Here is a 21,018-nt window from a genome sequence, read left to right as displayed (position 1 = left end):
GCGGCCTCGTGCCGCGATGGGCCGCGCAGCGGCCCCAAGATTTCAGCTTCACAGCTCATATCGTTGGGACCGCGTTGCGGCTTATCGCGGCACGAGGCCGCTCCCACCTTGAATTTGGTCGCTTTCGGGGGCAGTGCAAGAATCAGCGATAAGTCGGCAATGCAAAACGCTGCTGGCTCTGCAACATCGAGATCACTGGCAACTCGCTGGCTTGTTCGGCCAAGTCGCGGCGAATGGCGCTGATGGCCCAGGACAATTGCTCGGCGCTGTGCAGTTGGGTGTAGGTCAGTACACGGCGGGTAACCTTGCCGTCGGCCGCACGCAGAGTCAGCAAGATGCCGCCGTCAGGACGTGATTGAGTCGCGACTTGGTAAGCAGGGAACACCGAGACGAATTTTTCCTGGATAAGGTTCATGACTACTCCTGACAAGGTGTGTGGCAATCGATGTCTAGATAGATTGCAGCGACCGTGCCAGAAACTGAGTGTAGGAAAAATCCAGTTAAATCAGGGGGTTGGACTACATTTAGAGAATGCCTTCCGTGCAAGCTGCAAGGTCATGCATTTTGCACAGTGCATTTTGCACGGCAAGCCAATCAACGCTATGGGCTCGATAGAAACGGAACCTTTGACGCGCAGGAAGGGCCTGACAAACACTTGGGCAACGATTTCTACCAGGAGGTTCCTTATGTCCACCCAGACTGCGTCCGCTCAGCCTGCTCAAATGTCTACCGATGAAGCGGCTGCTTTTGCCGCACAAGTGTTCGACAAGGCCCGTCAAGGCGATGCCCAGATGCTGGAGCGCCTGCTGCAAAGCGGTCTGCCGGTGAACCTGCGTAATCACAAGGGCGACACCCTGCTGATGCTGGCCAGCTACCACGGCCACCATGACGCCGTTCAGGTGTTGCTCAACCACGGGGCCGATCCGCTCATTGCCAACGACAACGGCCAGCTCCCCATCGCCGGTGCCGCTTTCAAAGGGGACATGGCCATGATCCGCCTGTTGCTGGAAAACGGTGTACCGGTCGATGCCGCTGCCCAGGATGGACGCACGGCCCTGATGTTGGCCGCCATGTTCAACCGTGTAGAGATCCTTGAGTACCTGCTGGCCCAGGGTGCCAACCCTGCCTTGCAGGATGTGCGCGGTGCAAACGCACTGATGGCAGCCCAGACCATGGGCGCCGTGGACGCCACCGCACGCCTGCAAGCGCTGGCAGGCTAACCGGCAGGGGGCGTTTGCGGCTATCCTTGGCGACTTTGCCATCGCCACAGGCCCCCCTTCATGAAAACTCAGTTGCTCGAATTCATCCGCCTTATCAGCGCAGGCTGCCTGCGCGAAGAAGACATCGAGCGCATTGCCGACGAGGCTGCCCAGGCCTACGCCGACCCCGCCGCTTTCCTGGCCGCCAACCCCGACATCAACTACGACGACAGCTTTCCCATCCCACTGGGCGAGTGGGTAGTACTCGGCAGCCTGCCTGACACCGTGGTATTCCAGGCTGACACCTATCAGGAGCTGTTCCAGCAGATCAGCGACTCGTTCGACAAGAGCGTGCCGCTCACCCTCAAGCCCAAGCAGCTGGCACGCACCGAGCCGCTCGTGGCGCTCAACCGTATCCAGGTGCAGATGGGGGCGCTCAACAAGGAAGCCGGTGGCTACGTGCTGCTCGATTTCAGCCAATTGCTCGATGATGAGCTGCAGATGGTCATGGTTGGCCAGCATGACCTGGAGCGGGTCCAGGCGCTGGCCGCTGAACTTGGCATCAAGGCCGAGCCCGCCCTGGAGGCCCTGAAGGTCGCCCTGCACGTCTGAGCGCGTCGTACGCGGCCCTGGCAGGCGGGCAACGGCGCTGTCAACCCAATGCGGTGTCCAGGAACATCATCACCGCGAAACCGCCCATCAAGCCGAGCGTGGCGGAGGTCTGGTGGCCGTGACGGTGGGTTTCGGGAATGACCTCGTGGCTCACCACGAAGATCATCGCCCCCGCCGCCAGCCCCATGCTGATAGGGTAGGCCACGGCAAAGCCGGTGGAAATGCCCAGCCCGATGACCGCGCCCAATGGCTCCATTACTCCTGAACCAATGGCCACCAGTGCGGCCTTCAGGTTGGACAGCCCGGTCGCCCGCAGCGCCAGCGCCACGGCCAGGCCCTCCGGGATGTCCTGAATGGCGATGGCGGTGGTCAGCGGCAGGCCGATGTTCATGTCGCCGTTGGTGAAGCTCACCCCGATGGCCATGCCCTCGGGCAAGTTGTGCAGGGTAATGGCCAGCACGAACAGCCACACTCGGCTGAACCGTTCGGTTTCCGGCCCCACCACGCCGACGCGTTCATGCTCGTGCGGCGTGAAACGGTCCAGGCCCAGCATCAGCAGCACGCCCAGCCCCATGCCGACGACCACGATGAAGGCCGCACCCGGCCCACTGCCGGTGATCTCCCGCGCCGCCTCCAGACCCGGCAAAATCAGCGAAAAAGAACTGGCTGCCAGCATCATGCCGGCAGCGAACCCCAGCATCACGTCCTGGTTACGGCTACTGACATCACGCAACACCACGGCCAGCACAGCGCCCAACGCGGTGGCGCCAAAGCCGGACAGGCCCCCGAGCGCGGCCAGGTGCAGGTTTTCGGAATGATCGCCGTTGACCGCATTCCACAGGCTCGCACCCAGCAGAATCACGACGGCCATCAGGCTCAGCGCAAGGCCTGCACCGACCCAGGGATTGTTGGCTATCTGTTGCCGCCACACGCTGAACGGCGAGGGCGGGGTGGCGCTGTGGCTGTGGGCAGGTGGCATGCAGAACCTCTGATCGGAATGTCGATGCATCATAGGCAGTGACCTGCAGGCGGCGCCAAGGATTCCCTTCTATTGAACCGATAGGGGGCTATGCTATGCAGCAATACACTCATCAACTGGAGTACGCGGTATGGGATCGATGTTCAACAGCCTCGTAGGTCTGATCATTCTTGCCCTGGATATCTGGGCCATCATCAACGTCTACAAGAGTGACCGCGAAGTGGGGGTCAAGGTGTTGTGGATTCTTCTGATTGCCCTGCTGCCGGTCGTGGGGCTGGTGATTTGGGCCATTGCCGGGCCGCGCGGCACAGGCCGGCTCTGAAACCAGCACTCTGTGCCCCCATGGCGCCAGAGGCAATCCAGGCCGTGACAAAATTTTCACAATGAATTAAACAGAATCCGCACCCGCACAATGCTGCGCTGGTCTTGCGCCAGCGCCTTCTTCGCAAACCGCATTTCTAGGACCTTCCTGTTCATGGCCAACCCGGACGCCTTGAAGCAATGGCGCGCGCGAGCGCCGTTCTCGCCGACCCTCAAATCCCACCTGGCCTATACGCTGCTCAGCGCGCTGGTCATCATGCTGATGCTCAGCCTCGTGCGCCTGGCGCTGCTGGTCTACAACAGCGACATGGTTGGCGACACGCCAGCGGCCACGGTCGCCGAAGGGTTCGTCAACGGCCTGCGCTTCGACCTTCGGGTGGTGGTGTACATCAGCATTCCGCTGCTGCTGGCGCTGCTCAGCCCTTGGGCCATGGCCCGGCGGGGCGTATTCCGTTTCTGGCTGACGCTCACCGCCAGCGTGGTGATGTTCCTGGGCCTGATGGAACTGGACTTCTATCGCGAGTTCCACCAGCGCTTGAACGGCTTGGTGTTCCAGTACATCAAGGAAGACCCCAAGACCGTCATGAGCATGCTCTGGTACGGCTTCCCAGTGGTGCGCTACCTGCTGGCCTGGGTGTTCGGGACCTGGCTGCTCAGCCTGCTGTTCAAGGGTGTCGACCGGCTGACCAGGGGTATCGGCACCCAGCCGGTGGCCGCATGGTATTACCGCCTGGCGGTGTTCATGGTGATCCTGTTGGTGGCCGTGATCGCCGCCCGTGGCACCCTGCGTCAAGGCCCGCCCATGCGCTGGGGTGACGCGTTCACCACCGATTCGAACTTCGTCAACCAGTTGGGCCTCAACGGCACCCTGACCCTGATCGACGCCGCCAAGAGCCGCTTCGGCGAGGACCGCGCCAACATCTGGAAACCGGTGCTGGAGCAGAACCTGGCGACCCAGACTGTGCGCCAGCAACTGCTGACCCCCCATGACACCCTGGTCGATGCCGACGAAGCGGCCGTGCGCCGCGACTTCCTGCCGCCGGCCGAGGGCACCCTGCCCATCAAGAACGTGGTGGTGATCCTGATGGAGAGCTTCGCGGGCCATTCGGTCGGCGCGCTGGGCAGCCCCAACAACATCACCCCTTACTTCGACAAGCTGGCCAAGGAAGGGCTGCTGTTCGACCGCTTCTTCTCCAACGGCACTCATACCCATCAGGGCATGTTCGCCACCATGGCGTGCTTCCCCAACCTGCCCGGCTTCGAGTACCTGATGCAGACGCCGGAGGGCGGTCACAAGCTGTCCGGGCTGCCGGCCTTGCTCAGCGCCCGCGACTACGATGACGTGTACGTCTACAACGGCGACTTCGCCTGGGACAACCAGTCCGGGTTCTTCGGCAACCAGGGCATGACCACCTTCATCGGCCGGCAGGACTTCGTCGACCCGGTGTTCTCCGACCCGACCTGGGGGGTGTCCGACCAGGACATGTTCGACCGCGGCAACCAGGAGCTGGCCAAGCACGATGGCAGCAAGCCGATCTATGCATTGCTCCAGACCCTGTCCAACCACACGCCGTACGCCCTGCCCAAGGACCTGCCGGTGGAGAAGGTCACCGGGCAAGGCCGCCTGGATGAACACCTGACGGCCATGCGCTACTCGGACTGGGCCTTGGGCCAGTTCTTCGAGAAGGCGCGCAAGGAGCCCTATTTCAAGGACACCTTGTTCGTGATCGTGGGGGACCATGGTTTCGGCAACCATCAACAGGTCACCGAACTGGACCTGGGGCGGTTCAACGTACCGCTGCTGCTGATCGCCCCAGGCATCCAGGAGAAATTCGGTGCGGTCAACCACACCGTGGGCACCCAGGTCGATATCGTGCCGACTATCATGGGTCGCCTGGGCGGCCAGACGCGCCATCAGTGCTGGGGGCGCGACTTGCTCAACCTGCCTGAGGGCGACCCAGGCATCGGCATGATCAAGCCTTCGGGTAGCGAGCAGATCGTGGGGCTGGTACAGGGCGACCGTATCCTGATCGAGTCCAAGGACATGACCCCGCGCCTGTACCGCTATCAGCTGGGTCGCGAGTTCAAGGCCGAGCTCATCGAAAGCCCTGACCAGCCGCAGCTGCTCAAGCAGCTCGAAGCCTACATCCAGACGGCCACCAAGAGCTTGCTGGACAACACGGCAGGGGTGGTGCACGGCACGCCGAAGTAACCCTATTTACACCCCGACCCGAGCCGCTACCTGGCGGCTCAGGTCGACGGGTGTTCAACTTTCTGAACATTCCCCAAGGGCCAAGGTCATTTATTCAGGCATCGCATAAGGTGTCGTTTGATTGAGAGGGCTCGTTCGATGAAAGAGTGGGAAGTCATCTTTGCCGACCAGAAAGGCGCACCGACCTCGATTGTGCTGCAGGCCGAACATCGCCCCAGCGAGGAAGACGCTGCCCGTGCCATCCGCACGCGGTTGTTCCCGGTCATGGATGAGCTGGACCTCAACGATTTTCAGGATCGCGCGGTGTCCCCCACGGCGCGCTGGCTGAAAGAACACAGCGGCGTCACCATCACCAGCATTGAAGAGGCGCCCTGATTCACGGTTTGCGTAGCGTCCGCCTGGGCACTACGCTGCATGAAGGTGCCCGCCGGCTGCGCAGGCGGCACCGTTCCCACCCGCGTCTTGTATCAGCTCGAACTGCCCGACGATTTAGGGCAGGTGCCCTTGCACGGAAAGTCTATCCACTGCGTTATTCAGGAGGACGATTCATGAGCAGCCAACACGACGATATCAGCAGCAACGTCCTGCGCCAGATGAAGGCAGGTGGCTTCGATTTCACCCAGATCCACCCCATCGAGTTCTATGCCGTTTTTCCGGATGAAGCCGCTGCGCGCCGCGCAGCCGGGGAGTTTCGTGGCGAGTCGCTTAACGCTCAGGTAACCGAACTCGACGACGGTGCCTGGCACCTGGAACTCAGTAAAATCATGTTCGCCACCCACGGTGGCATTGGCGACTTCGAGGAGGCCTTCGAACAGGTTGTCACGCCTTATGGAGGCGAAGTGGAGGGGTGGGGGGTCAAGCACGAGCGCCTCACGGCCTAGGCCATTGGGCCGCCCTGCGGCCCGATTTTCTCAGGATTTGCGCGTGGCCATGTGCCGCAGGTAGGCCAACAGCGCATCGAGCTCCTGATCATTCAGCACGCTTGGGGCAAAGCCCGGCATTTTCGCCTGGGGCCATTGCCGCAAGCGTTGTGGGTCCCGAATCAGCATGCGCAGGTAACCCGGCTGGAAATACTCGGTCGGGTTGTGCGGCACATTCAAATCAGGCCCTACCTGCGCATCCCCTGCACCGTTCAGACGGTGGCAGGCCAGGCAGTTCTGCTGGAACAATGCAAAGCCTTGTCGCACGGGGCTGTCGCCCGGCAGGTCGGGGTCCGGCAGCAACGCCGGGAAGCGCTGCTCGACAGAGGCTAGCTTACGTATCGTGGAGATCTGAAAGGGCCATTGTTCGGGGCGAATGCCGCTCGCTTGCGGCGCCGTCCACACCAAATAAAACGGCCCTGCACTCGGTTTTCCCTTACCTAGGGGCGGCCAAGGGGCGGCTGGGTCTTCGACGGCTAGCCAGGCCTGCGCCGGGCCGGGTTGAAGCAGAGGGCCAGCGGGCATTTCTGCCGCAAAGCCATCGGCTGCAATGGCCTGCAGGTGGTCCTCAGGCTGCACATCGTTGAGCAGCGCCGCGAGGGGCACTGCGCGATAGCGCATGGGGCGCTTATAGGAAACGTCCTCACTAATGTCCACCGTCTTGGCTTGGGGATGTGCGAGCAACTGTTCGCTGCTCCACTGCTTTTGGCCAGTGCCAAGTTCAAGGTGCAGTTGGGCCGCCGACAGCGGCAGGCACGACAGCAAGGCTGCCAAGGCAATGCATGGGCGCATGGGATACTCCGGCCATCAGGGCCAGCAGGTTACCGCTATCCCGCCTGCTACCGCCACCACCCGCCTTAGCCGAACAGACGTGTCAGGTTTGGCACTATCAGCAACAGCGTGGTTGCGAAAAGAATGAGTCCAGCTTGGCGAAGTTTCGATTGTCTAAACATGGCGGACCGCCTTCTTGTTGTTATTCCTAAATACCCGTTGGCTTCCTTGTCACATGTCGGGTCGATCGCAATGGCCCCTACTGGCGCCGGCACGGCTTGCCTCATGAATGTGGACATACTGCAACAGTAGGGCGTACATCATTCAATATTGAGAACCCTTTGTTCTAACTGCCAGCGGCCTATAACATTTCGTTTTAAAGCATTAAGCCATCGCGCTGATAGGCTTCACCTAGACAGGTTGGGTGTTTTTGTGCCGTCTCAGCCCAAAGCGCACCGTTCGTCTGCGCGACCCTCTTGCTTGTACGTGCCTTTCGCGTCACGCTCTATAGCTGTTTTCCATCCATGTCGTTCAGGACTATCCCTATGTCGTTACGCATCTGCATCCTTGAAACCGATGTTCTGCGACCGGAATTGACGGCGCAGTACGAAGGCTACGGCAGGATGTTCGAGCAGCTCTTCGCCCGTCAGCCGATCACAGCACAGTTCAGTGTCTACAACGTCATGAACGGTGAATATCCCGCCGATGACCTTAAGTTCGATGCTTACCTTGTGACGGGCAGCAAGGCCGATTCGTTCGGTTCCGTTCCCTGGATCCAGACGCTCAAGGCTTATCTGCTCAAGCTGTATGACCGGGGTGAGAAGCTGCTGGGTGTGTGTTTCGGTCACCAGCTGCTGGCGTTGACCTTGGGCGGCAAAGCGGAGCGAGCGGAGCAGGGCTGGGGCGTTGGCGTACACCGTTATTCACTGGCAGCGCGTGCACCATGGATGCAACCTCAAGTATCGGAGCTGACCTTGCTGATCAGTCACCAGGACCAGGTGACCGAATTGCCCAAAGGCGCCACGGTCATTGCGTCCAGTGATTTCTGCCCCAACGCCGCGTATTGCATCGGCGATCAGGTGCTGTGTTTCCAAGGCCACCCGGAGTTCGTACACGACTACTCCCGGGCCTTGCTCGACGCACGCCAGGCGCATCTAGGCGATGAGGTCTACCAGCAGGCCGTCGCCAGCCTCGCCACCGAACATCAGGGTGACGTGGTAGGCGAATGGATGTTGCGTTTCATCCAGCAACCGGCTAACAAGCACAACGCGGCCTGACAGGGCAGGGGTCGCCCGGTGACCCCTATCTTGGTTACAACCAGCCGGATTTCTTGAAGCTGGCGAACAGGCCTGTGCACCCGGCCGCGATCACCCCCAGGACTACGTAATAGCCGTAGTGCCAGCTCAGCTCGGGCATGTTCTGGAAGTTCATCCCGTAGATGCCGGCAATGGCAGTGGGGAAGGCCAGAATGGCCGCCCAGGCGGCGAACTTGCGCTGCACGATGCTCTGGCGAGACGCTTCGAGTAGCATGCCGATCTCGATGGTCTGGCTGGCAATGTCGCGAATCCCGGCCAGGTCTTCCATCTGCCGGGTCACGTGGATCTGGACGTCACGAAAGTACGGGCGCATGTTCTTGTCGATGAAGGGAAAGCTCAGGCGCTGCAGTTCTTCGCTCACTTCCACCATAGGCGCCACATAGCGGCGCAGGCGCAGCAGATCGCGCCGCAGGCTGTGCAGGCGACGGATGTCGGCTTCAAGCAGCGAACCGCCCAGCACGCTCTGCTCCAGCGCTTCGATCTCCCCGTGAATCGCCTCGCTTACAGGCTGGTAGTTTTCGGTAACGAAGTCCAACAGCGCATACAACACGAAGTCCTCCCCGTGCTCGAGCAGCAACGGCCGTGCTTCGCAGCGCTCGCGCACCAGGGCATAGGATTTGGAATGGCCATTGCGACAGGTAATCACGTAGCCAGTGCCGGCGAAGATGTGGGTTTCGATGAACTCCAGCCGACCCTGCTGGCGCACGGGTGAATAGGTGACGATGAACAAGGCGTCGCCGAAGGTTTCCAGCTTCGGCCGGCTGTGCTTCTCCAGGGCGTCTTCGATGGCCAGTTCGTGCAGGTTGAACTGGCGCTGCAGGTTGGCCAGTGCTTCGGCGTCGGGCTCCTCCAGCCCGATCCACACGAAGTGGCCCGGTTTGCGCGCCCACTCGCTGCCTTCATCGATACTGATGTTGGTGACCTTCCTACCGGCGCTGTATACCGCCGCTGCCACGACTCGCCCCATGACTGCCCGCTTTCTTGTGGTTGAACACGCCTTACAGCTTGGGCTGTAGCGGGCGCGAGAGCAACGGGTCAGGGCAGTTCGTTTTCCATCCGGTCGATGCACTGCTGCATTTGCGTGCGGCACTGCTCGATCAGCGCAGGCAGGTCTTGTTGCGTCATGCCGGTGGTGGCAATGGGAGGCAAGGAGCGCACGATCACCGTCCGGCGGCGCCAGCTGTTGAGGTCCAGCCGGAGCGCATAGCGGCTCACGCACACAGGTACGATGGGTACCCCGGCCTCGATGGCCATGTGGAATGCGCCTTTCTTGAACGCCAGTAGCTGTTCACCGGCGTTGCGTGTGCCTTCAGGGAAAATCCAGATGGAGGTGTCGTTCTGCAGGACGCGGGTGGTCTTTTGCAACGCCTTGCGGGCCTGATAGGCGTTCTTGCGGTCGACCAGCACGTTGCCGCCCAGCCAGAACAACTGCCCGAACAGCGGAATCCAGCCCAGGCTTTTCTTGCCGATGGCCACGGTGCGTTGCGGAACCACCTGGCCCAGGACGAACAGGTCGAAGTTGGATTGGTGGTTGGCGATGATGACGCAGCCAGGCGGCTGATCCCACAAAGGCCCCACCTGGGCCTGGACCTTCAGGCGCATCAGCCAGGTGGCCGGCACGCTGTAGAGCCGGGCGAACACGCGGCTGTTATCGGGGTTGAACGGGCGGCACAGGCCGATGATCAGCCCCACGGCGCCAACGGCGAGAAAATGCAGCGCCAGCAGGAACATGCGAAGAACGTAAAGCATGGTACGACTCACACCAGACAGTCGCCCGGCAGTGTACGACTGTGCACTGGCCGGGGCAAACCTTGGTGTAGGTTGAGTGGGCGATCTGTGCAGGTGATGGGGTCACCCCATGTGTTGCTGGTCTTGCTCGATAGCCTTGTCCAGGGCTTCGAGTAGGCCCTTGCGGACCTTGAGCTTGGTGTTCTTGTGGGCCAGCATGTTCAGCTGCTTGAGCGCTTGTGCTGCAGCCAAGGCGGTATCCATCAGTTGCTCGGCGGGCACGACCTTGTCCAGAAAGCCTGCATCCACCGCCCCCTGGGGGTCGAACACTTCGGCGTTGATCACCGAGCGGTGGAAGGCCGAGCGGCGCAGGCGGTCACGGGCCAGTTCGATGCCCGCGTGGTGCATGGTCATGCCGATCTGCACTTCGTTCAGGCACACCTTGTACGGGCCCTCGACGCCAATGCGGTAGTCGGCCGACAGCAGCAGGAACGCCCCTTTGGCCACGGCGTTGCCCGGGCAGGCCACCACCACTGGAAACGGGTGCGACAACAGACGGCGCGCCAGGGTGGAGCCTGCGGTGACCAACTCGATGGCTTCTTTGGGACCGCGGGTCATGACTTTCAGGTCGTAGCCGCCCGACAGAATGCCTGGCTGCCCAGTAATGATCACCACCGCCCGGGCCTCGAGGGCGCGATCAAGCGCTGCATTGAACGCGTCGATGACCTCCGGCGAGATGGCATTGACCTTGCCATTGTTCAGGGTCAGGGTGGCGATGCCGTCTTCGGCATGGTAGGTGATCAGCTCGCTCATGGCAGAGTCCTTTTGTTGGCGTGGCGCTGACGTTACCCAGCGGCGCAGGCCAGGTAAAGCAGCAAGGCTGACCGGCCAGTCAGCCGCTGACGACGGCCGGATGCAAATGCATGAAAAAACTGAAAAAAATGCTTGCCAAAGGAAACGTCTTTCACTAAATTAGCGCACCTCGACAGGCCGTACGGCTTGAAGATAAACGGTGAAGTGTCCGAGTGGTCGAAGGAGCACGCCTGGAAAGTGTGTATACGAGAAATCGTATCAAGGGTTCAAATCCCTTCTTCACCGCCACATTCTACGAAGAGCCCCTGTGCTGAAAAGCATGGGGGCTTTTTGTTTTTGGGGTAGCTATTTGGGTTGCCGGTGGTGTGTGAGGCACGGGCTGCAGCTTTGGAGCAGGCATTGCCGGGGCCGCGCTGCGGCCCCCGGCAATGCCTGCTGCGAAGCTAGTAATCCCACTCACCCCACTACAACTCAAAAACTCACCGAAGCCGAAAACCGTGCCGTACGCGGCGCCCCCTGGAACAGGTAGTTATCCCCCAGATAATCCCCCACATCCCGCCAGTAACGTTTGTCGAAGACGTTGTCCACTGTCAGCCGCAGCGCCGTGTCATACCCCCCGACGCGCGTCTGGTAGCGCCCGCCCAGGTCGAACACGGTATACCCGCCCACCGCCACGTTGCCTGTATGGTCGGCGTACTTGCGGGCGCTGTAGCGGACCCCGCCCAAGAGCGCCAGCCCTGGCACCGGCAGGCTGTACTGCGCCTGCAGGGCTACCCGGAACCTTGGCACGTTGATGGCCTGATGCCCCTCACGCTCAGCGGTGCCGCTGCCCACCACCCGCGCACGAATGGCGGCCGCGCTGGCCTGCAATTGTAAGTTGGATGTCACCCAACCGCTGGCCCCGAGTTCCAGCCCTGTGTTTTTCTGCTGGCCTTGCTGCACATAGGTGAAGACGCCGTCGCCGTCAGGGCGCGCGTACTGGTACGCCTGACGAATCTGGAACAACGCAGCGCTCACGCTCAGCGCCTCCCAGTCATGCTTGAGGCCCACTTCCAGCTGGCGCGAGAGGGTAGGGGCAAGGATCTGCGCAGCGTTTTGGGTAAACCAAGGTGCAGTGCCGCCCGCCGAAAGCCCTTTGGCATAACTGGCATAAAGGGTGGTGTCTGGCGCAGGTTTGTAGACCAGCGCTGCGTTGGGCAGCAGTTGATATTGGCGAGTGTGCCGCCCGGCAGTGCCGGTTTCGTCCCAGGTGCGTTCATCCAGACGCACTTCCCGGGCGCCCAGTATGGCTTGCCAGTGTTCATTGAACGTCACCCGGTCAGTGACGAAGAGCCCGTACTGGCGGCTGTCCAGGCGCCTTTCGCTGGCGCCGACGGGTTGATCTGAGGGGGGAAGGGCAGGCGCGACTTCGCCCAGGGTGCCGGTGCCGAGCCACACGTTGTAGTACGGGCGCAGGTCCAGTGTACGGCGCTGGGCGCTGGTGCCCAGGGTCAACGCGTGGCCTAGGCCCAGCGCATCGAAGCGCCCATCGAGCGTGGCCTGGGCTTCGTCGATACGCCGGGTGTCGTCGGGGCTGCGAAAATCATAGATGTCGTAGTCGCCGGCACTGCTGAAAAAGGCGCCTTCGCCCGACCCCCAGGCAAAGGCACTGTAGTCGTCGATCACCGCCTGGCTGCGTGAGGCGCTGACGGTGCCTGTCCAGGCCTCGCTGAAGCGGTACTCCAGGCGCCCGCCCAGGTTCAGCGAATCGGTTTGCACAGGCTTGGCCCACTGCTGGTAGGCCAGGCGGTCCTTGGGGTCCACGTCGTGAGGCAGGCGCGTGCCGCCCAGCAGCTGATAACCCGGTACCGAGCGTTGCTGGCGGTGCTGGTAATCGGCATCCAATTGCAAGGTGGCGTCCGGGCTGATCTGCCAGTCAAACGCCAGCGCCGCGAAATCACGCTGGCCGTCGGCATGCGCGACATAGGAACGGATGTCCTCATGCGCCAGGTTCACCCGCAGGCCAAACTGCTGCTGGTCGCCGAACCAGCCGCCGACGTCGGTGGCCAGGTAACGTTCGCCCTGCTCGTTGGTGGACACCGTGACCCGGCGCACGGGCTCGGCCCGCTTGGTCACATAGTTGACTAGGCCGCCTGGCGACGACACGCCGCTTTGCAGCCCCGACAGACCCTTGAGCAGTTCCACCTGCTGCTTGTTCTCCAGGGCCACGTTCTGCTCGCCGACAAGGGTGTGGCCGTTGAGGCGGTAGCTGCTGCCGGCGTTGAGCTCGAAGCCGCGCACGTTGAAGTTCTCGTAGTACCCGACCGGTGCGTAGCTTTCCCCCACCGAAGCGTCGCCTTGCAGCACTTCGCTGAGCAGGCGTACCTGCCGATCTTCCAGCAAAGGCTGGCTGAAGACGCTGATCGATGCCGGGGTGTCAAGCAGGGGTGCAGCCTGAAAACTGCCCACGGCAGCTTCACGTGCCTGGTAGCCATCGTTGCCGTAGGTATCGGATACCTCAAGCGGGTCCAGTTGCACCCCTTGGGCTGCGAACGCCGCAGGGCATTGCAGGGCCAAGCCCAGGCTTAAAAGGCCAAGGGGCAAGCGAGGATGAGGCGGGGGCATGCGTGGGGCTCCTGAAGGCGCGGCACAGGCTGTGAAAAAGCCCGCATAGTATCAGTCGCTTCAGGTGATGGGCGCAGACAAAAGCCTTGGGGGCGTCTTAGGGCGGGGCGCGCCAAGCAGCCCCCGTAGGCACGGCTACTGGCGCACCAAGGCTTCGGGTTTGGCTTTACGCGCGGCTACCCACCAAACGATCAACGCCAACGCACCAATCACCAGGCCTGCCAGCACGATGCCTGGCCAGCCCTGGCGCTGGAACAGTTGCGTGCCCAGCAGCGACCCCAGGGCGCCACCGATGAAATAGCATGTGATATAGCCCGCGTTCAGACGGGTCCGCGCTTCGGGGCGTAGGGCGATAACCGCGTTCTGGTTGCTCACATGCACCAGCTGCACGGCCAGGTCGAGCATCAGCACGCCCAGCAGCAAGGCCAGCAAGGACTGCTCGGCAAAGCCCAGCGGTACCCAGGACAGCAGCAAGACCACCAGCCCCACCGTGGTCCCCAGCGAGCCCTTGCCATGGTCAGCCAGCCGCCCGGCCCAGTTGGCCGAAAGCGCCCCGGCCGCACCCGCCAGGCCGAACAGGCCGATCACCGCGTCGGAGTAGTGATAAGGCTCGTTGGCCAGCAGAAATGCCAGGGGCGTCCAGAACAGCGCGAACAGGCTGAACGCCAGCAGGCCCAGCAGCGAGCGCAGGCGCAGCACCGGCTCTTCGATGAACAGGCGGAACACGGAGCCAATCAGGGCCGGATACCGCAGGCCTGCATGGCTGTGATGCTCCGGCAGGCTACGGTGCAGGGCCAGGGCCGTGATACCCATCAGCACCGCAGCCAGCACGTAGATGCTGCGCCACCCGCCCAGTTCGGCCATGAAGCCTGCGGCCGTACGCGCCAGCAAGATGCCCAGCAACAGTCCGCTCATCAGGGTGCCGATGGCACGCCCCCGTTGATTGGGCTCGCTCAGCGAGGCGGCCATGGGCACCAGGATCTGCGCCACCACGGAGAACAACCCGGTCAACGTGGTGCCCAGTATCAACCAGGGCAGGCTGGGGGCACAGGCACTGATCACCAGGCCAAGCGTGGCGATCACGGTCATCACGGTGATCAGCCGGCGTTGTTCGAACAGATCGCCCAGCGGTGCCAGCAGCAACAGGCCGGCCCCGTAGCTGAGCTGCGCGGCAATCACGATGCTGCCGGCGCTGGCAGTGCTCAGGCCGAACTGCTGGGCGATGCTGTGCAGCAGGGGTTGAGCGTAGTAATTGCTGGCCACGGCCAGGCCAGTGGCCGTGGCCATCAGCAGAATCAGGGCACGGCTGAGGGTTGGGGTGTGCATTGGGGTTCTCGTGACAGGCAGTGAAGTGGAAAAGATTATCGCCATCCGAGACGCATGACACCAATGTATAGTGCTCACGCCATCGATCGTGAAAGCAGATAGATCCATGAACCTCAAACAGCTCGAATACGCCTTGGCCGTGGCCGAGACCGGCAGTTTTACCCGTGCCGCCGAGCGCTGCCATGTGGTGCAGTCGGCCCTCAGTCATCAGGTGGCCAGGCTGGAAGGCCAGCTGGGCGTGACCCTGTTCGAGCGCACCTCGCGCCGGGTGTGCCTGACCCCGGCAGGCGAGGCGTTCGTGCTCAGCGCCCGGCCAGCAGTGGAGGCAGCGCGCCGCATCGCCGACGATGTGGCGGCCGCCTGTGGCCAGGTTCGCGGTCGACTGACCATTGGCGAAATCAGCTCGCTGACGGCCCTGGACCTGGTCGATCTGCTTGCCGATTTTCACGGGCACTATCCGGATGTGGACGTGCGTTGGCTCACAGCAAAGAGCGAACTGCTGGTCGCCGATGTGCTCGAGCGCCGCCTGGATGTGGGTTTCATCGGCTTGTGGGAAGGCGAGGGCGTGCAGGGTGTGCAGCATCGCCTGCTGGCTCGGGAAGCACTCGTCGCCGTGCTTCCACCCACCCACCGCCTGGCCGGACACGGGCAACTGACACTCGCCGACCTGGTCCGGGAGGTGCTGGTGGATTTCCCGGAAGGCACGGGTGCACGTCGGCAGACCGACGAGGCTTTCCAGGCGGCAGGGCTGCACCGTCGGGTGCAGTTCGAGATCGGTCATGTGCAGCTGGTGGAGAAGTTCGTGCAGCGCGGCATGGCGATCGGCCTGGTGCCGGAGCGGGTGGCCCAGGGCTTTGACGGCGTGGCCGTGGTGCAACTGCTCGATGCGCCTGTGCGGCACCTGTATGCGATCTGGTCCGCCCATCCGACACCCGCCGCCCGGGCCTTTCTAGAGCTTATGGAGCAGCGCTTGGGGGCGATTGAGGGGCAGGCGCTAGATCACCTCGACGACTGTCCAGCGTGTGGCATTGAGACAGACCTCGTCGTCAATGTGCTTGCCCATCAGTTGTTGCCCCAAAGGTGAGCGCGGCGTGATCACCATGACCATCCCATCGCCCGTGCCGATTTTCAGCCCGGCCGCCTCTGGCCCGATGATCAGCCTGCGGCATTGGCCCTGTTCATCTTCCAAGGTGACCACCTGGCTCACCTGCACCCCTTGCTGAGGATCGTAGTCACGCAGCTTCAGTTGCCGGTAGGTGTGCAGTGCCTGGCGGATTTCGGCGCTGCGCCGGGCCTGGCCGGTGGCCAGGTAGGAGGCTTCCAGCCCCAGCGTGTCGTACTTGTTCTCGGCGATGTTTTCTTCGGCAGTCGCAGCTTCATAGGCGCTCTGCGCTGCCCGGGTTAACACATCCAGGTCGTGTTCAAGGGCCGTGATGATCTGCGCTATCAGCTGGGGCTTGTTCATGATCAGTAACAGAACTCCAGCACGTTGGCCTGGCTTTTGTCTGTGGGGGCCGTGCGATTCTGCTGCAACCAGAACTGGCACTTGGGGCTGTTGAGGTTGCGCGGGTTGCCTTGGGCGGCTTCGGCAGCCTGTTCCAGTTGCTGCTTGTGCAGCATGTCCTTGTAACGCTCGAACATTTCGCCCTGGGCGTCCGGTGGCTGGGTGACGGTCGGGGGCGTAGTGGCGTGGGGGGCGTCTTGCGTGGTGGCTGACGCCGGTGCTTCGGCCGGGGTGGGCATAAGCTGGTCTGCAAGCCACAGGCTGGCAGCAATGGCCAGGGCGCCCAGCCATAGCCCCAGCGCAATGCTCAGTATCAGCGGCAAGGGTTTGAGTGTGATCGTCAATTCGCGGCGACGGGGCATGGTTGCTTCCTGGCAAGGTGGGCACTGGCGCATTGTTGCATGCAAGCCGGCCTTTTTTCGCCCACGGCTGTCTTTGGTGACAATTTATGCGCAGAATCCGCAGCTTTGGCACGGGTTAGGGAGCCCAGCATGACAGCCACTTGGGACATCTTTTGCAGCGTCGTGGACAACTACGGCGATATCGGTGTGACCTGGCGCCTGGCCCGGCAACTGGTGGCCGAGCACGAGGTGGCCGTACGCTTGTGGGTTGATGACCTCAATGCCTTCGTGCCCATGTGCCCTGGCGCAGATGCCACGGCGGCGCAGCAATGGCTGCGGGGTGTAGAGGTGCGTCAGTGGTCGCCTACCTGGGTGCCGGTGGAGCCGGGTGATGTGGTGATCGGCGCATTCGCCTGCCAACTGCCCGACGCTTTTGTCCAGGCCATGCGAGCGCGTAACCATCCGCCTGTGTGGCTGAACCTTGAATACCTGAGCGCCGAGCCTTGGGTGGAAGGTTGTCATGGGCTGCCATCACCGCAGCCAAACGGGCTGCGCAAGGTGTTTTTCTTTCCAGGCTTCACCGAAAAGACCGGTGGACTGCTTCGCGAGCATGACCTGCTGCCAAGGCGTGACGCCTTCGAGTCGTCCAACCGAGCGCGAGCAACGTTTCTAGAGGCCTTAGGGGTGGCGCCTGGGCAAGATGCGCTGTTGATCATGCTATTTGCCTACGAGAATCCGCAGCTTGCCAGCTGGTTGCAGGCGCTGGCCACCGACCCGCAGGCGTGCCATGTGCTGGTACCGCAAGGACGGAGCATCGCCGGGCTTGCGCAGTGGCTGGGGGTAACGCAGCTGGAGGCGGGCGATGTGCATGTGCGCGGGTCATTGACGGTGCAGGTGTTGCCTTTCGTCAGTCAGGACGACTTCGACCGGCTGTTGTGGAGCTGCGATTTCAACGCCGTACGGGGCGAAGATTCCTTCGTTCGCGCCCAGTGGGCCGCCAAGCCCATGCTTTGGCACATCTACGTGCAGGAAGAAAACGCTCACTGGGAAAAACTCGAGGCGTTCCTGGCGCTTTATCGACGTGGCTTGTCGGACGAGGCGCAAGCTGCCCTGCTCGGGCTGTGGCGCGCCTGGAACATGGACCAGGACATGGGGCAGGCCTGGCGCGCGGCCCGCGCATATTGGGCGCAATTGCAGCAGCATGCCCGCTGTTGGGCTGCTCAGCAGGCCGCTGGGCCGGACCTTGCCAAGGCGCTAGTACACTTTTGTGGAAATTCGCTATGATATGCGGCCTCGATTTTTATAAATCCATCCAGATTCGGATACTGCGTAATGAAAACTGGTAAAGAACTGAAACCCGGTACCGTCCTGCGGATCGACAACGACCCGTGGCTGGTTCAGAAAGCTGAGTTCACCAAGTCGGGCCGTAACAGCGCGATCATGAAGACCAAGCTCAAGAACCTGCTGACCGGCTACAAGACCGAAACCGTATACGGTGCGGACGACAAGCTGGACGACGTGATCCTGGACCGCAAGGAAGCCACGCTGTCGTTTATCAGCGGTGATTCATACAACTTCATGGACACCACCGACTACACCATGTACGAGCTGAACGCCGAGGACATCGAAGCCGTTCTGCCGTACATCGAAGAAGGCATGGAAGATGTCTGTGAAGCCGTCTTCTTCGAAGACCGCCTAGTCTCGGTAGAACTGCCGACCACCATCAGCCGTCAGGTCGTCTACACTGAGAACGCCGCGCGCGGTGACACCTCGGGTAAGGTGATGAAGCCTGCCAAGCTGAAGAACGGTACCGAGATCTCGGTGGCGGACTTCATTCAGATCGACGAGTGGATCGACATCGACACCCGCGACAACAGCTTCAAAGGTCGCTCCAAGAAGTAATGCTTCCTGGGTAGCCTGAAGCACCGCTACTGTCTGGTGCTTATTTGGGGCCGCAAAGCGGCCCCAACTGTTGAATCCACGCAAAACTGGGTTTTAGAGCACCGCCTCTGCGCAGCGCCGCTCCAACCCAAGGTCCCCCCTCACAACGTCCTCTGCAAGCTCTCGCGCAGTGCCAGTAAATCTGCCTGCAGCTTTTGCAGCCCCTCATGGGTACGCCCACTGGCCTTGAGAATCAGCTGAGGCACTTCTTCAGCCTGCTTCTGCAACTTGCGCCCTTTGTCTGTCAGCTGCACCAGCACAACCCGCTCATCTTCACGGCTGCGGGTGCGCTTGAGCAGGCCTTCGCTTTCCAGGCGCTTGAGCAACGGTGTCAGTGAACCTGGGTCAGTGAGCAGGTGCTGGCTGATTTCGCCCACGGTCAAACCATCGTGCTCCCACAACACCAGCATCGCCAGGTATTGCGGGTAAGTCAGGTTGAGGGCCTGAAGCAAGGGCTTGTACACCTTCGTCATCAGTAACGAGGTGGAATGCAGCGCGAAGCAGACCTGGTTCTCCAGTAGCAGTTCGGCGCCAGAGGCTTTGTTATCGGCGTTCATGCAGGTCCTTGAATTCGTTGAATAAGAAACTAGCACGCTGATGGTGGGTACGCTTACTACCAGCGTAATTCACTGCGCAGTGCCAGATCCCACGGCGGGACTGGGCTAAAGCGGCTCTTGAGGAATTCGAGCAGCAATCGGCTGCGAGAGTTCGTTTCATGTTCAAGGCGAAGTGCATAAATGCCGCTCGTCTCCGGTTGGGGCAAGCCAGCGTCGCAAAAAAGCGCGATCAATTCCCCGCGCAGCAGGTATTCACTGGTCAGCCACGTCGGTAAATGGGCGATTCCCAGCCCGGCCAGGGCGCCGAACAGAAGTGTTTCGGCATTGTTGGCAACCATGCGCATGCGCGAGGGCCGGTACAGACGTGTCTGGCCGTCCACCTCGAATCGCCAGGCGAACGGGGGTGCCAGGCCGTCCCAGTCCAGGCCGTCATGCCCGGGCAATTGGCTGGGGCACTTGGGCAAGCCCCGTGCCGCCAGGTAGGCGGGGCTGGCGCAGGCGATGCGCACCATGTCGGCAAGGGGTGTCGCGACCAGGCGCGTATCGGCCAGCGGACCTGCCCGTAACACCAGGTCGACTTCCCCCAAATGGCTACCGTGCATGTCGACGAAGCTGTCGATCAAGCGCAACTGCACGTCAAGGCCAGGGTAGGCCACCAGAAAATCGGCGATCGCCGGTGCCAGATGACGGCGCCCGAAGGCCGCCGGTGCATCCATGCGTATCAAGCCTTCCGGGGCATTGCTCAGCGACACCGCTTCGGCCCGGGCCAGGCGCAACTCATCGATGACATGCCTGGCGCGTTCGGCAAACGCATTGCCTGCAGGCGTTGGCCGCACGGCGTGGGTGCTGCGGCTGAACAGGCGACTGCCGAGGGCTCGCTCCAGGTTGTCGATACGCCGGGCAACTGCTGAAGGCGTCAGCGGGTGACGCCGGGCCGCGCCGGAAAAGCTCCCGGTTTCCAGTACATCCAGAAACAAGCTCAGTTGATCGATCAATGCATCGGGGTTCATGGGCAAATTCGCTTATGCAGGAAACGCACAGCCATTGTGCGTGGCTGTGCGTTTCGCTGCCAGCGTGCAGCCGCTAGCATGACGATCCCTGTGCACGATAAAAGTAGAAGGCTGATGATCGAGTGGGTACTGTACGGCGTATTGGGTGTCGCCCTGGGAACCGTGGGTGGGCTTTTCGGCATCGGTGGCGGCCTGATTGCCATCCCGGCCCTTGGCGTTTTGTTCGGGCTTGACCAGCAATTGGCGCAGGGCACGGCGTTGGTCATGGTCGTGCCCAACGTGCTATTGGCGTTATGGCGCTATCACCAGCGCAACCGCATCGAGCTGCGGCATGCCTTGCCGCTGTCCTTGTGCAGCTTTGTGTTCGCGTGGTTGGGGTCGATCTGGGCGGTGGGGTTGGACGCGCATGCCATGCGCCTGGGCTTCGTGGGCTTTCTATTGGCGCTGGCGATCTGGAACGTGGCCAGGATGTTCATGAAAGTCAGCCCTGCCAGTACCGAGTTGCGTCATCCCTGGCCTTGGCTTGGCGTTCTCGGCAGCTTCGCCGGGACCATGGGCGGGTTGTTCGGCGTCGGTGGCGCGGTCGTCGCCACGCCCCTATTGACCAGCGTGTTCGGTGCCACCCAGGTGGTGGCGCAAGGGTTGTCGCTGGCCCTGGCCGCGCCGAGTACGTTGGTTACCTTGGTGACCTACGCCGTGCACCACAGTGTGGACTGGGGCGTGGGTATCCCGCTTGCGGTAGGCGGGCTGTTGAGCATCAGCTGGGGCGTGAAGTTGGCCCACGCCTTACCGGAAAAGGCGCTGCGGGCGATGTTCTGCGTTTTCCTGGTGGTCTGCGCGGTCATGCTGGGTTTTGAACTGTAG

The 21,018-nt window shown here is 62.0% G+C and carries 22 protein-coding genes, 1 tRNA gene and 1 pseudogene; 12 read left to right on the top strand and 12 right to left on the bottom strand.

Features of this window, described 5'->3' with window-relative positions:
* Nucleotides 1-142 precede the first annotated feature (142 nt).
* Complete coding sequence (locus ACF8E5_RS14285) at nt 143-415, bottom strand: DUF3509 domain-containing protein (RefSeq protein WP_058605801.1); 273 nt, start codon at nt 413-415, stop codon at nt 143-145.
* A gap of 271 nt (nt 416-686) precedes the next feature.
* Here ACF8E5_RS14285 and ACF8E5_RS14280 point away from each other — a divergent pair, with 271 nt between their 5' ends.
* A complete protein-coding gene (locus ACF8E5_RS14280; RefSeq protein ID WP_058639725.1) occupies nt 687-1,220 on the top strand; it encodes an ankyrin repeat domain-containing protein in 534 nt (177 codons plus the stop codon).
* Nucleotides 1,221-1,280: 60 nt separating this feature from the next.
* On the top strand, nt 1,281-1,811 hold the full coding sequence (locus ACF8E5_RS14275; protein WP_058605799.1) for a hypothetical protein: 531 nt from the start codon (nt 1,281-1,283) through the stop codon (nt 1,809-1,811).
* A gap of 40 nt (nt 1,812-1,851) precedes the next feature.
* Here the strand turns inward: ACF8E5_RS14275 and ACF8E5_RS14270 are convergent, their stop codons facing one another.
* Nucleotides 1,852-2,790, bottom strand: coding sequence for a ZIP family metal transporter (locus ACF8E5_RS14270; RefSeq protein WP_392475418.1), 939 nt, complete (start codon nt 2,788-2,790; stop codon nt 1,852-1,854).
* A gap of 130 nt (nt 2,791-2,920) precedes the next feature.
* Between ACF8E5_RS14270 and ACF8E5_RS14265 the strand changes: the two genes are divergently transcribed.
* From ACF8E5_RS14265 to ACF8E5_RS14250, 4 genes are all read left to right on the top strand, one after another.
* Nucleotides 2,921-3,112 (top strand): PLDc N-terminal domain-containing protein, encoded by a 192-nt coding sequence (locus ACF8E5_RS14265; RefSeq protein ID WP_023535355.1) that lies wholly within the window; start codon nt 2,921-2,923, stop codon nt 3,110-3,112.
* A 153-nt stretch (nt 3,113-3,265) separates the two neighbouring features.
* On the top strand, nt 3,266-5,323 hold the full coding sequence (locus ACF8E5_RS14260) for an LTA synthase family protein (RefSeq protein ID WP_182139838.1): 2,058 nt from the start codon (nt 3,266-3,268) through the stop codon (nt 5,321-5,323).
* A 138-nt stretch (nt 5,324-5,461) separates the two neighbouring features.
* On the top strand, nt 5,462-5,698 hold the full coding sequence (locus ACF8E5_RS14255; RefSeq protein ID WP_023535304.1) for a hypothetical protein: 237 nt from the start codon (nt 5,462-5,464) through the stop codon (nt 5,696-5,698).
* Between the two features lie 173 nt (nt 5,699-5,871).
* Nucleotides 5,872-6,204: a ribonuclease E inhibitor RraB gene (locus tag ACF8E5_RS14250; RefSeq protein WP_023535326.1), complete on the top strand. Its 333-nt coding sequence runs from the start codon at nt 5,872-5,874 to the stop codon at nt 6,202-6,204.
* 30 nt (nt 6,205-6,234) lie between these two features.
* On the opposite strand, the gene ACF8E5_RS14245 is transcribed toward ACF8E5_RS14250, so the two are convergent.
* The gene (locus ACF8E5_RS14245; RefSeq protein WP_182139839.1) at nt 6,235-7,035 is read right to left on the bottom strand and encodes a cytochrome c; all 801 of its coding nucleotides are present in this window, start codon (nt 7,033-7,035) and stop codon (nt 6,235-6,237) included.
* Between the two features lie 524 nt (nt 7,036-7,559).
* On the opposite strand from ACF8E5_RS14245, the gene ACF8E5_RS14240 reads away from it, so the two are divergent.
* Complete coding sequence (locus ACF8E5_RS14240; RefSeq protein WP_392475417.1) at nt 7,560-8,291, top strand: amidotransferase; 732 nt, start codon at nt 7,560-7,562, stop codon at nt 8,289-8,291.
* Nucleotides 8,292-8,325: 34 nt separating this feature from the next.
* Here ACF8E5_RS14240 and ACF8E5_RS14235 read toward each other — a convergent pair whose 3' ends face one another.
* The 3 genes from ACF8E5_RS14235 to ACF8E5_RS14225 form a co-directional block, all read right to left on the bottom strand.
* The gene (locus tag ACF8E5_RS14235) at nt 8,326-9,297 is read right to left on the bottom strand and encodes a magnesium and cobalt transport protein CorA (protein ID WP_058639729.1); all 972 of its coding nucleotides are present in this window, start codon (nt 9,295-9,297) and stop codon (nt 8,326-8,328) included.
* Between the two features lie 68 nt (nt 9,298-9,365).
* Nucleotides 9,366-10,079 carry a lysophospholipid acyltransferase family protein gene (locus tag ACF8E5_RS14230; protein WP_392475416.1) on the bottom strand — a complete coding sequence of 238 codons (714 nt, stop codon included), beginning with the start codon at nt 10,077-10,079 and terminating at the stop codon, nt 9,366-9,368.
* 102 nt (nt 10,080-10,181) lie between these two features.
* Nucleotides 10,182-10,871, bottom strand: a complete 690-nt coding sequence (locus tag ACF8E5_RS14225) for a crotonase/enoyl-CoA hydratase family protein (protein WP_100851090.1) — start codon at nt 10,869-10,871, stop codon at nt 10,182-10,184.
* Nucleotides 10,872-11,069: 198 nt separating this feature from the next.
* Here ACF8E5_RS14225 and ACF8E5_RS14220 point away from each other — a divergent pair.
* Nucleotides 11,070-11,159 (top strand) — tRNA-Ser (locus tag ACF8E5_RS14220).
* A 183-nt stretch (nt 11,160-11,342) separates the two neighbouring features.
* Here the strand turns inward: ACF8E5_RS14220 and ACF8E5_RS14215 are convergent.
* Complete coding sequence (locus ACF8E5_RS14215; RefSeq protein ID WP_392475415.1) at nt 11,343-13,475, bottom strand: TonB-dependent siderophore receptor; 2,133 nt, start codon at nt 13,473-13,475, stop codon at nt 11,343-11,345.
* A 135-nt stretch (nt 13,476-13,610) separates the two neighbouring features.
* Nucleotides 13,611-14,801 (bottom strand): MFS transporter, encoded by a 1,191-nt coding sequence (locus tag ACF8E5_RS14210; protein ID WP_058605791.1) that lies wholly within the window; start codon nt 14,799-14,801, stop codon nt 13,611-13,613.
* Between the two features lie 106 nt (nt 14,802-14,907).
* Here ACF8E5_RS14210 and ACF8E5_RS14205 point away from each other — a divergent pair.
* Nucleotides 14,908-15,789: pseudogene (locus ACF8E5_RS14205) on the top strand (LysR family transcriptional regulator); the annotation flags it as partial.
* Between the two features lie 6 nt (nt 15,790-15,795).
* Here ACF8E5_RS14205 and ACF8E5_RS14200 read toward each other — a convergent pair.
* Both ACF8E5_RS14200 and ACF8E5_RS14195 read right to left on the bottom strand, forming a co-directional pair.
* Nucleotides 15,796-16,266, bottom strand: coding sequence for a GreA/GreB family elongation factor (locus tag ACF8E5_RS14200; protein ID WP_392475414.1), 471 nt, complete (start codon nt 16,264-16,266; stop codon nt 15,796-15,798).
* A gap of 2 nt (nt 16,267-16,268) precedes the next feature.
* Nucleotides 16,269-16,667, bottom strand: a complete 399-nt coding sequence (locus tag ACF8E5_RS14195) for a hypothetical protein (RefSeq protein ID WP_196127498.1) — start codon at nt 16,665-16,667, stop codon at nt 16,269-16,271.
* 129 nt (nt 16,668-16,796) lie between these two features.
* Here ACF8E5_RS14195 and earP point away from each other — a divergent pair, with 129 nt between their 5' ends.
* Both earP and efp read left to right on the top strand, forming a co-directional pair.
* Nucleotides 16,797-17,930 (top strand): elongation factor P maturation arginine rhamnosyltransferase EarP, encoded by a 1,134-nt coding sequence (gene earP, locus ACF8E5_RS14190; protein ID WP_058639830.1) that lies wholly within the window; start codon nt 16,797-16,799, stop codon nt 17,928-17,930.
* A 48-nt stretch (nt 17,931-17,978) separates the two neighbouring features.
* Nucleotides 17,979-18,548, top strand: a complete 570-nt coding sequence (efp, locus tag ACF8E5_RS14185; protein ID WP_058639829.1) for an elongation factor P — start codon at nt 17,979-17,981, stop codon at nt 18,546-18,548.
* A 140-nt stretch (nt 18,549-18,688) separates the two neighbouring features.
* Here the strand turns inward: efp and ACF8E5_RS14180 are convergent, their stop codons facing one another.
* Entirely contained in the window at nt 18,689-19,144 is a 456-nt protein-coding gene (locus ACF8E5_RS14180) for a MarR family winged helix-turn-helix transcriptional regulator (RefSeq protein ID WP_058639828.1), read from the bottom strand.
* A 56-nt stretch (nt 19,145-19,200) separates the two neighbouring features.
* Entirely contained in the window at nt 19,201-20,154 is a 954-nt protein-coding gene (locus ACF8E5_RS14175) for a LysR family transcriptional regulator (RefSeq protein WP_058639827.1), read from the bottom strand.
* A gap of 114 nt (nt 20,155-20,268) precedes the next feature.
* Here ACF8E5_RS14175 and ACF8E5_RS14170 point away from each other — a divergent pair, with 114 nt between their 5' ends.
* Nucleotides 20,269-21,018, top strand: coding sequence for a sulfite exporter TauE/SafE family protein (locus ACF8E5_RS14170; RefSeq protein WP_197844919.1), 750 nt, complete (start codon nt 20,269-20,271; stop codon nt 21,016-21,018).

Origin of the sequence: Pseudomonas sp. WSY_20 (assembly GCF_043104335.1) — a bacterium.
In the GTDB taxonomy this organism is placed as follows: Bacteria; Pseudomonadota; Gammaproteobacteria; order Pseudomonadales; family Pseudomonadaceae; genus Aquipseudomonas; species Aquipseudomonas parafulva_B.
Note: the sequence above shows the minus strand (reverse complement) of the source record. Positions and strands in the feature narration are given on the sequence as shown.

Coding starts and splice junctions, on each gene's coding strand:
- earP (WP_058639830.1), top strand. CDS start 16,797: ATGACAGCCACTTGGGACATCTTTTGCAGCGTCGTGGACAACTACGGC.
- ACF8E5_RS14230 (WP_392475416.1), bottom strand. CDS start 10,079: ATGCTTTACGTTCTTCGCATGTTCCTGCTGGCGCTGCATTTTCTCGCC.
- ACF8E5_RS14235 (WP_058639729.1), bottom strand. CDS start 9,297: ATGGGGCGAGTCGTGGCAGCGGCGGTATACAGCGCCGGTAGGAAGGTC.
- ACF8E5_RS14210 (WP_058605791.1), bottom strand. CDS start 14,801: ATGCACACCCCAACCCTCAGCCGTGCCCTGATTCTGCTGATGGCCACG.
- ACF8E5_RS14280 (WP_058639725.1), top strand. CDS start 687: ATGTCCACCCAGACTGCGTCCGCTCAGCCTGCTCAAATGTCTACCGAT.
- ACF8E5_RS14245 (WP_182139839.1), bottom strand. CDS start 7,035: ATGCGCCCATGCATTGCCTTGGCAGCCTTGCTGTCGTGCCTGCCGCTG.
- ACF8E5_RS14270 (WP_392475418.1), bottom strand. CDS start 2,790: ATGCCACCTGCCCACAGCCACAGCGCCACCCCGCCCTCGCCGTTCAGC.
- ACF8E5_RS14225 (WP_100851090.1), bottom strand. CDS start 10,871: ATGAGCGAGCTGATCACCTACCATGCCGAAGACGGCATCGCCACCCTG.
- ACF8E5_RS14175 (WP_058639827.1), bottom strand. CDS start 20,154: ATGAACCCCGATGCATTGATCGATCAACTGAGCTTGTTTCTGGATGTA.
- ACF8E5_RS14170 (WP_197844919.1), top strand. CDS start 20,269: ATGATCGAGTGGGTACTGTACGGCGTATTGGGTGTCGCCCTGGGAACC.
- ACF8E5_RS14265 (WP_023535355.1), top strand. CDS start 2,921: ATGGGATCGATGTTCAACAGCCTCGTAGGTCTGATCATTCTTGCCCTG.
- ACF8E5_RS14180 (WP_058639828.1), bottom strand. CDS start 19,144: ATGAACGCCGATAACAAAGCCTCTGGCGCCGAACTGCTACTGGAGAAC.
- ACF8E5_RS14240 (WP_392475417.1), top strand. CDS start 7,560: ATGTCGTTACGCATCTGCATCCTTGAAACCGATGTTCTGCGACCGGAA.
- ACF8E5_RS14285 (WP_058605801.1), bottom strand. CDS start 415: ATGAACCTTATCCAGGAAAAATTCGTCTCGGTGTTCCCTGCTTACCAA.
- ACF8E5_RS14200 (WP_392475414.1), bottom strand. CDS start 16,266: ATGAACAAGCCCCAGCTGATAGCGCAGATCATCACGGCCCTTGAACAC.
- ACF8E5_RS14250 (WP_023535326.1), top strand. CDS start 5,872: ATGAGCAGCCAACACGACGATATCAGCAGCAACGTCCTGCGCCAGATG.
- ACF8E5_RS14260 (WP_182139838.1), top strand. CDS start 3,266: ATGGCCAACCCGGACGCCTTGAAGCAATGGCGCGCGCGAGCGCCGTTC.
- ACF8E5_RS14255 (WP_023535304.1), top strand. CDS start 5,462: ATGAAAGAGTGGGAAGTCATCTTTGCCGACCAGAAAGGCGCACCGACC.
- ACF8E5_RS14215 (WP_392475415.1), bottom strand. CDS start 13,475: ATGCCCCCGCCTCATCCTCGCTTGCCCCTTGGCCTTTTAAGCCTGGGC.
- efp (WP_058639829.1), top strand. CDS start 17,979: ATGAAAACTGGTAAAGAACTGAAACCCGGTACCGTCCTGCGGATCGAC.
- ACF8E5_RS14195 (WP_196127498.1), bottom strand. CDS start 16,667: ATGCCCCGTCGCCGCGAATTGACGATCACACTCAAACCCTTGCCGCTG.
- ACF8E5_RS14275 (WP_058605799.1), top strand. CDS start 1,281: ATGAAAACTCAGTTGCTCGAATTCATCCGCCTTATCAGCGCAGGCTGC.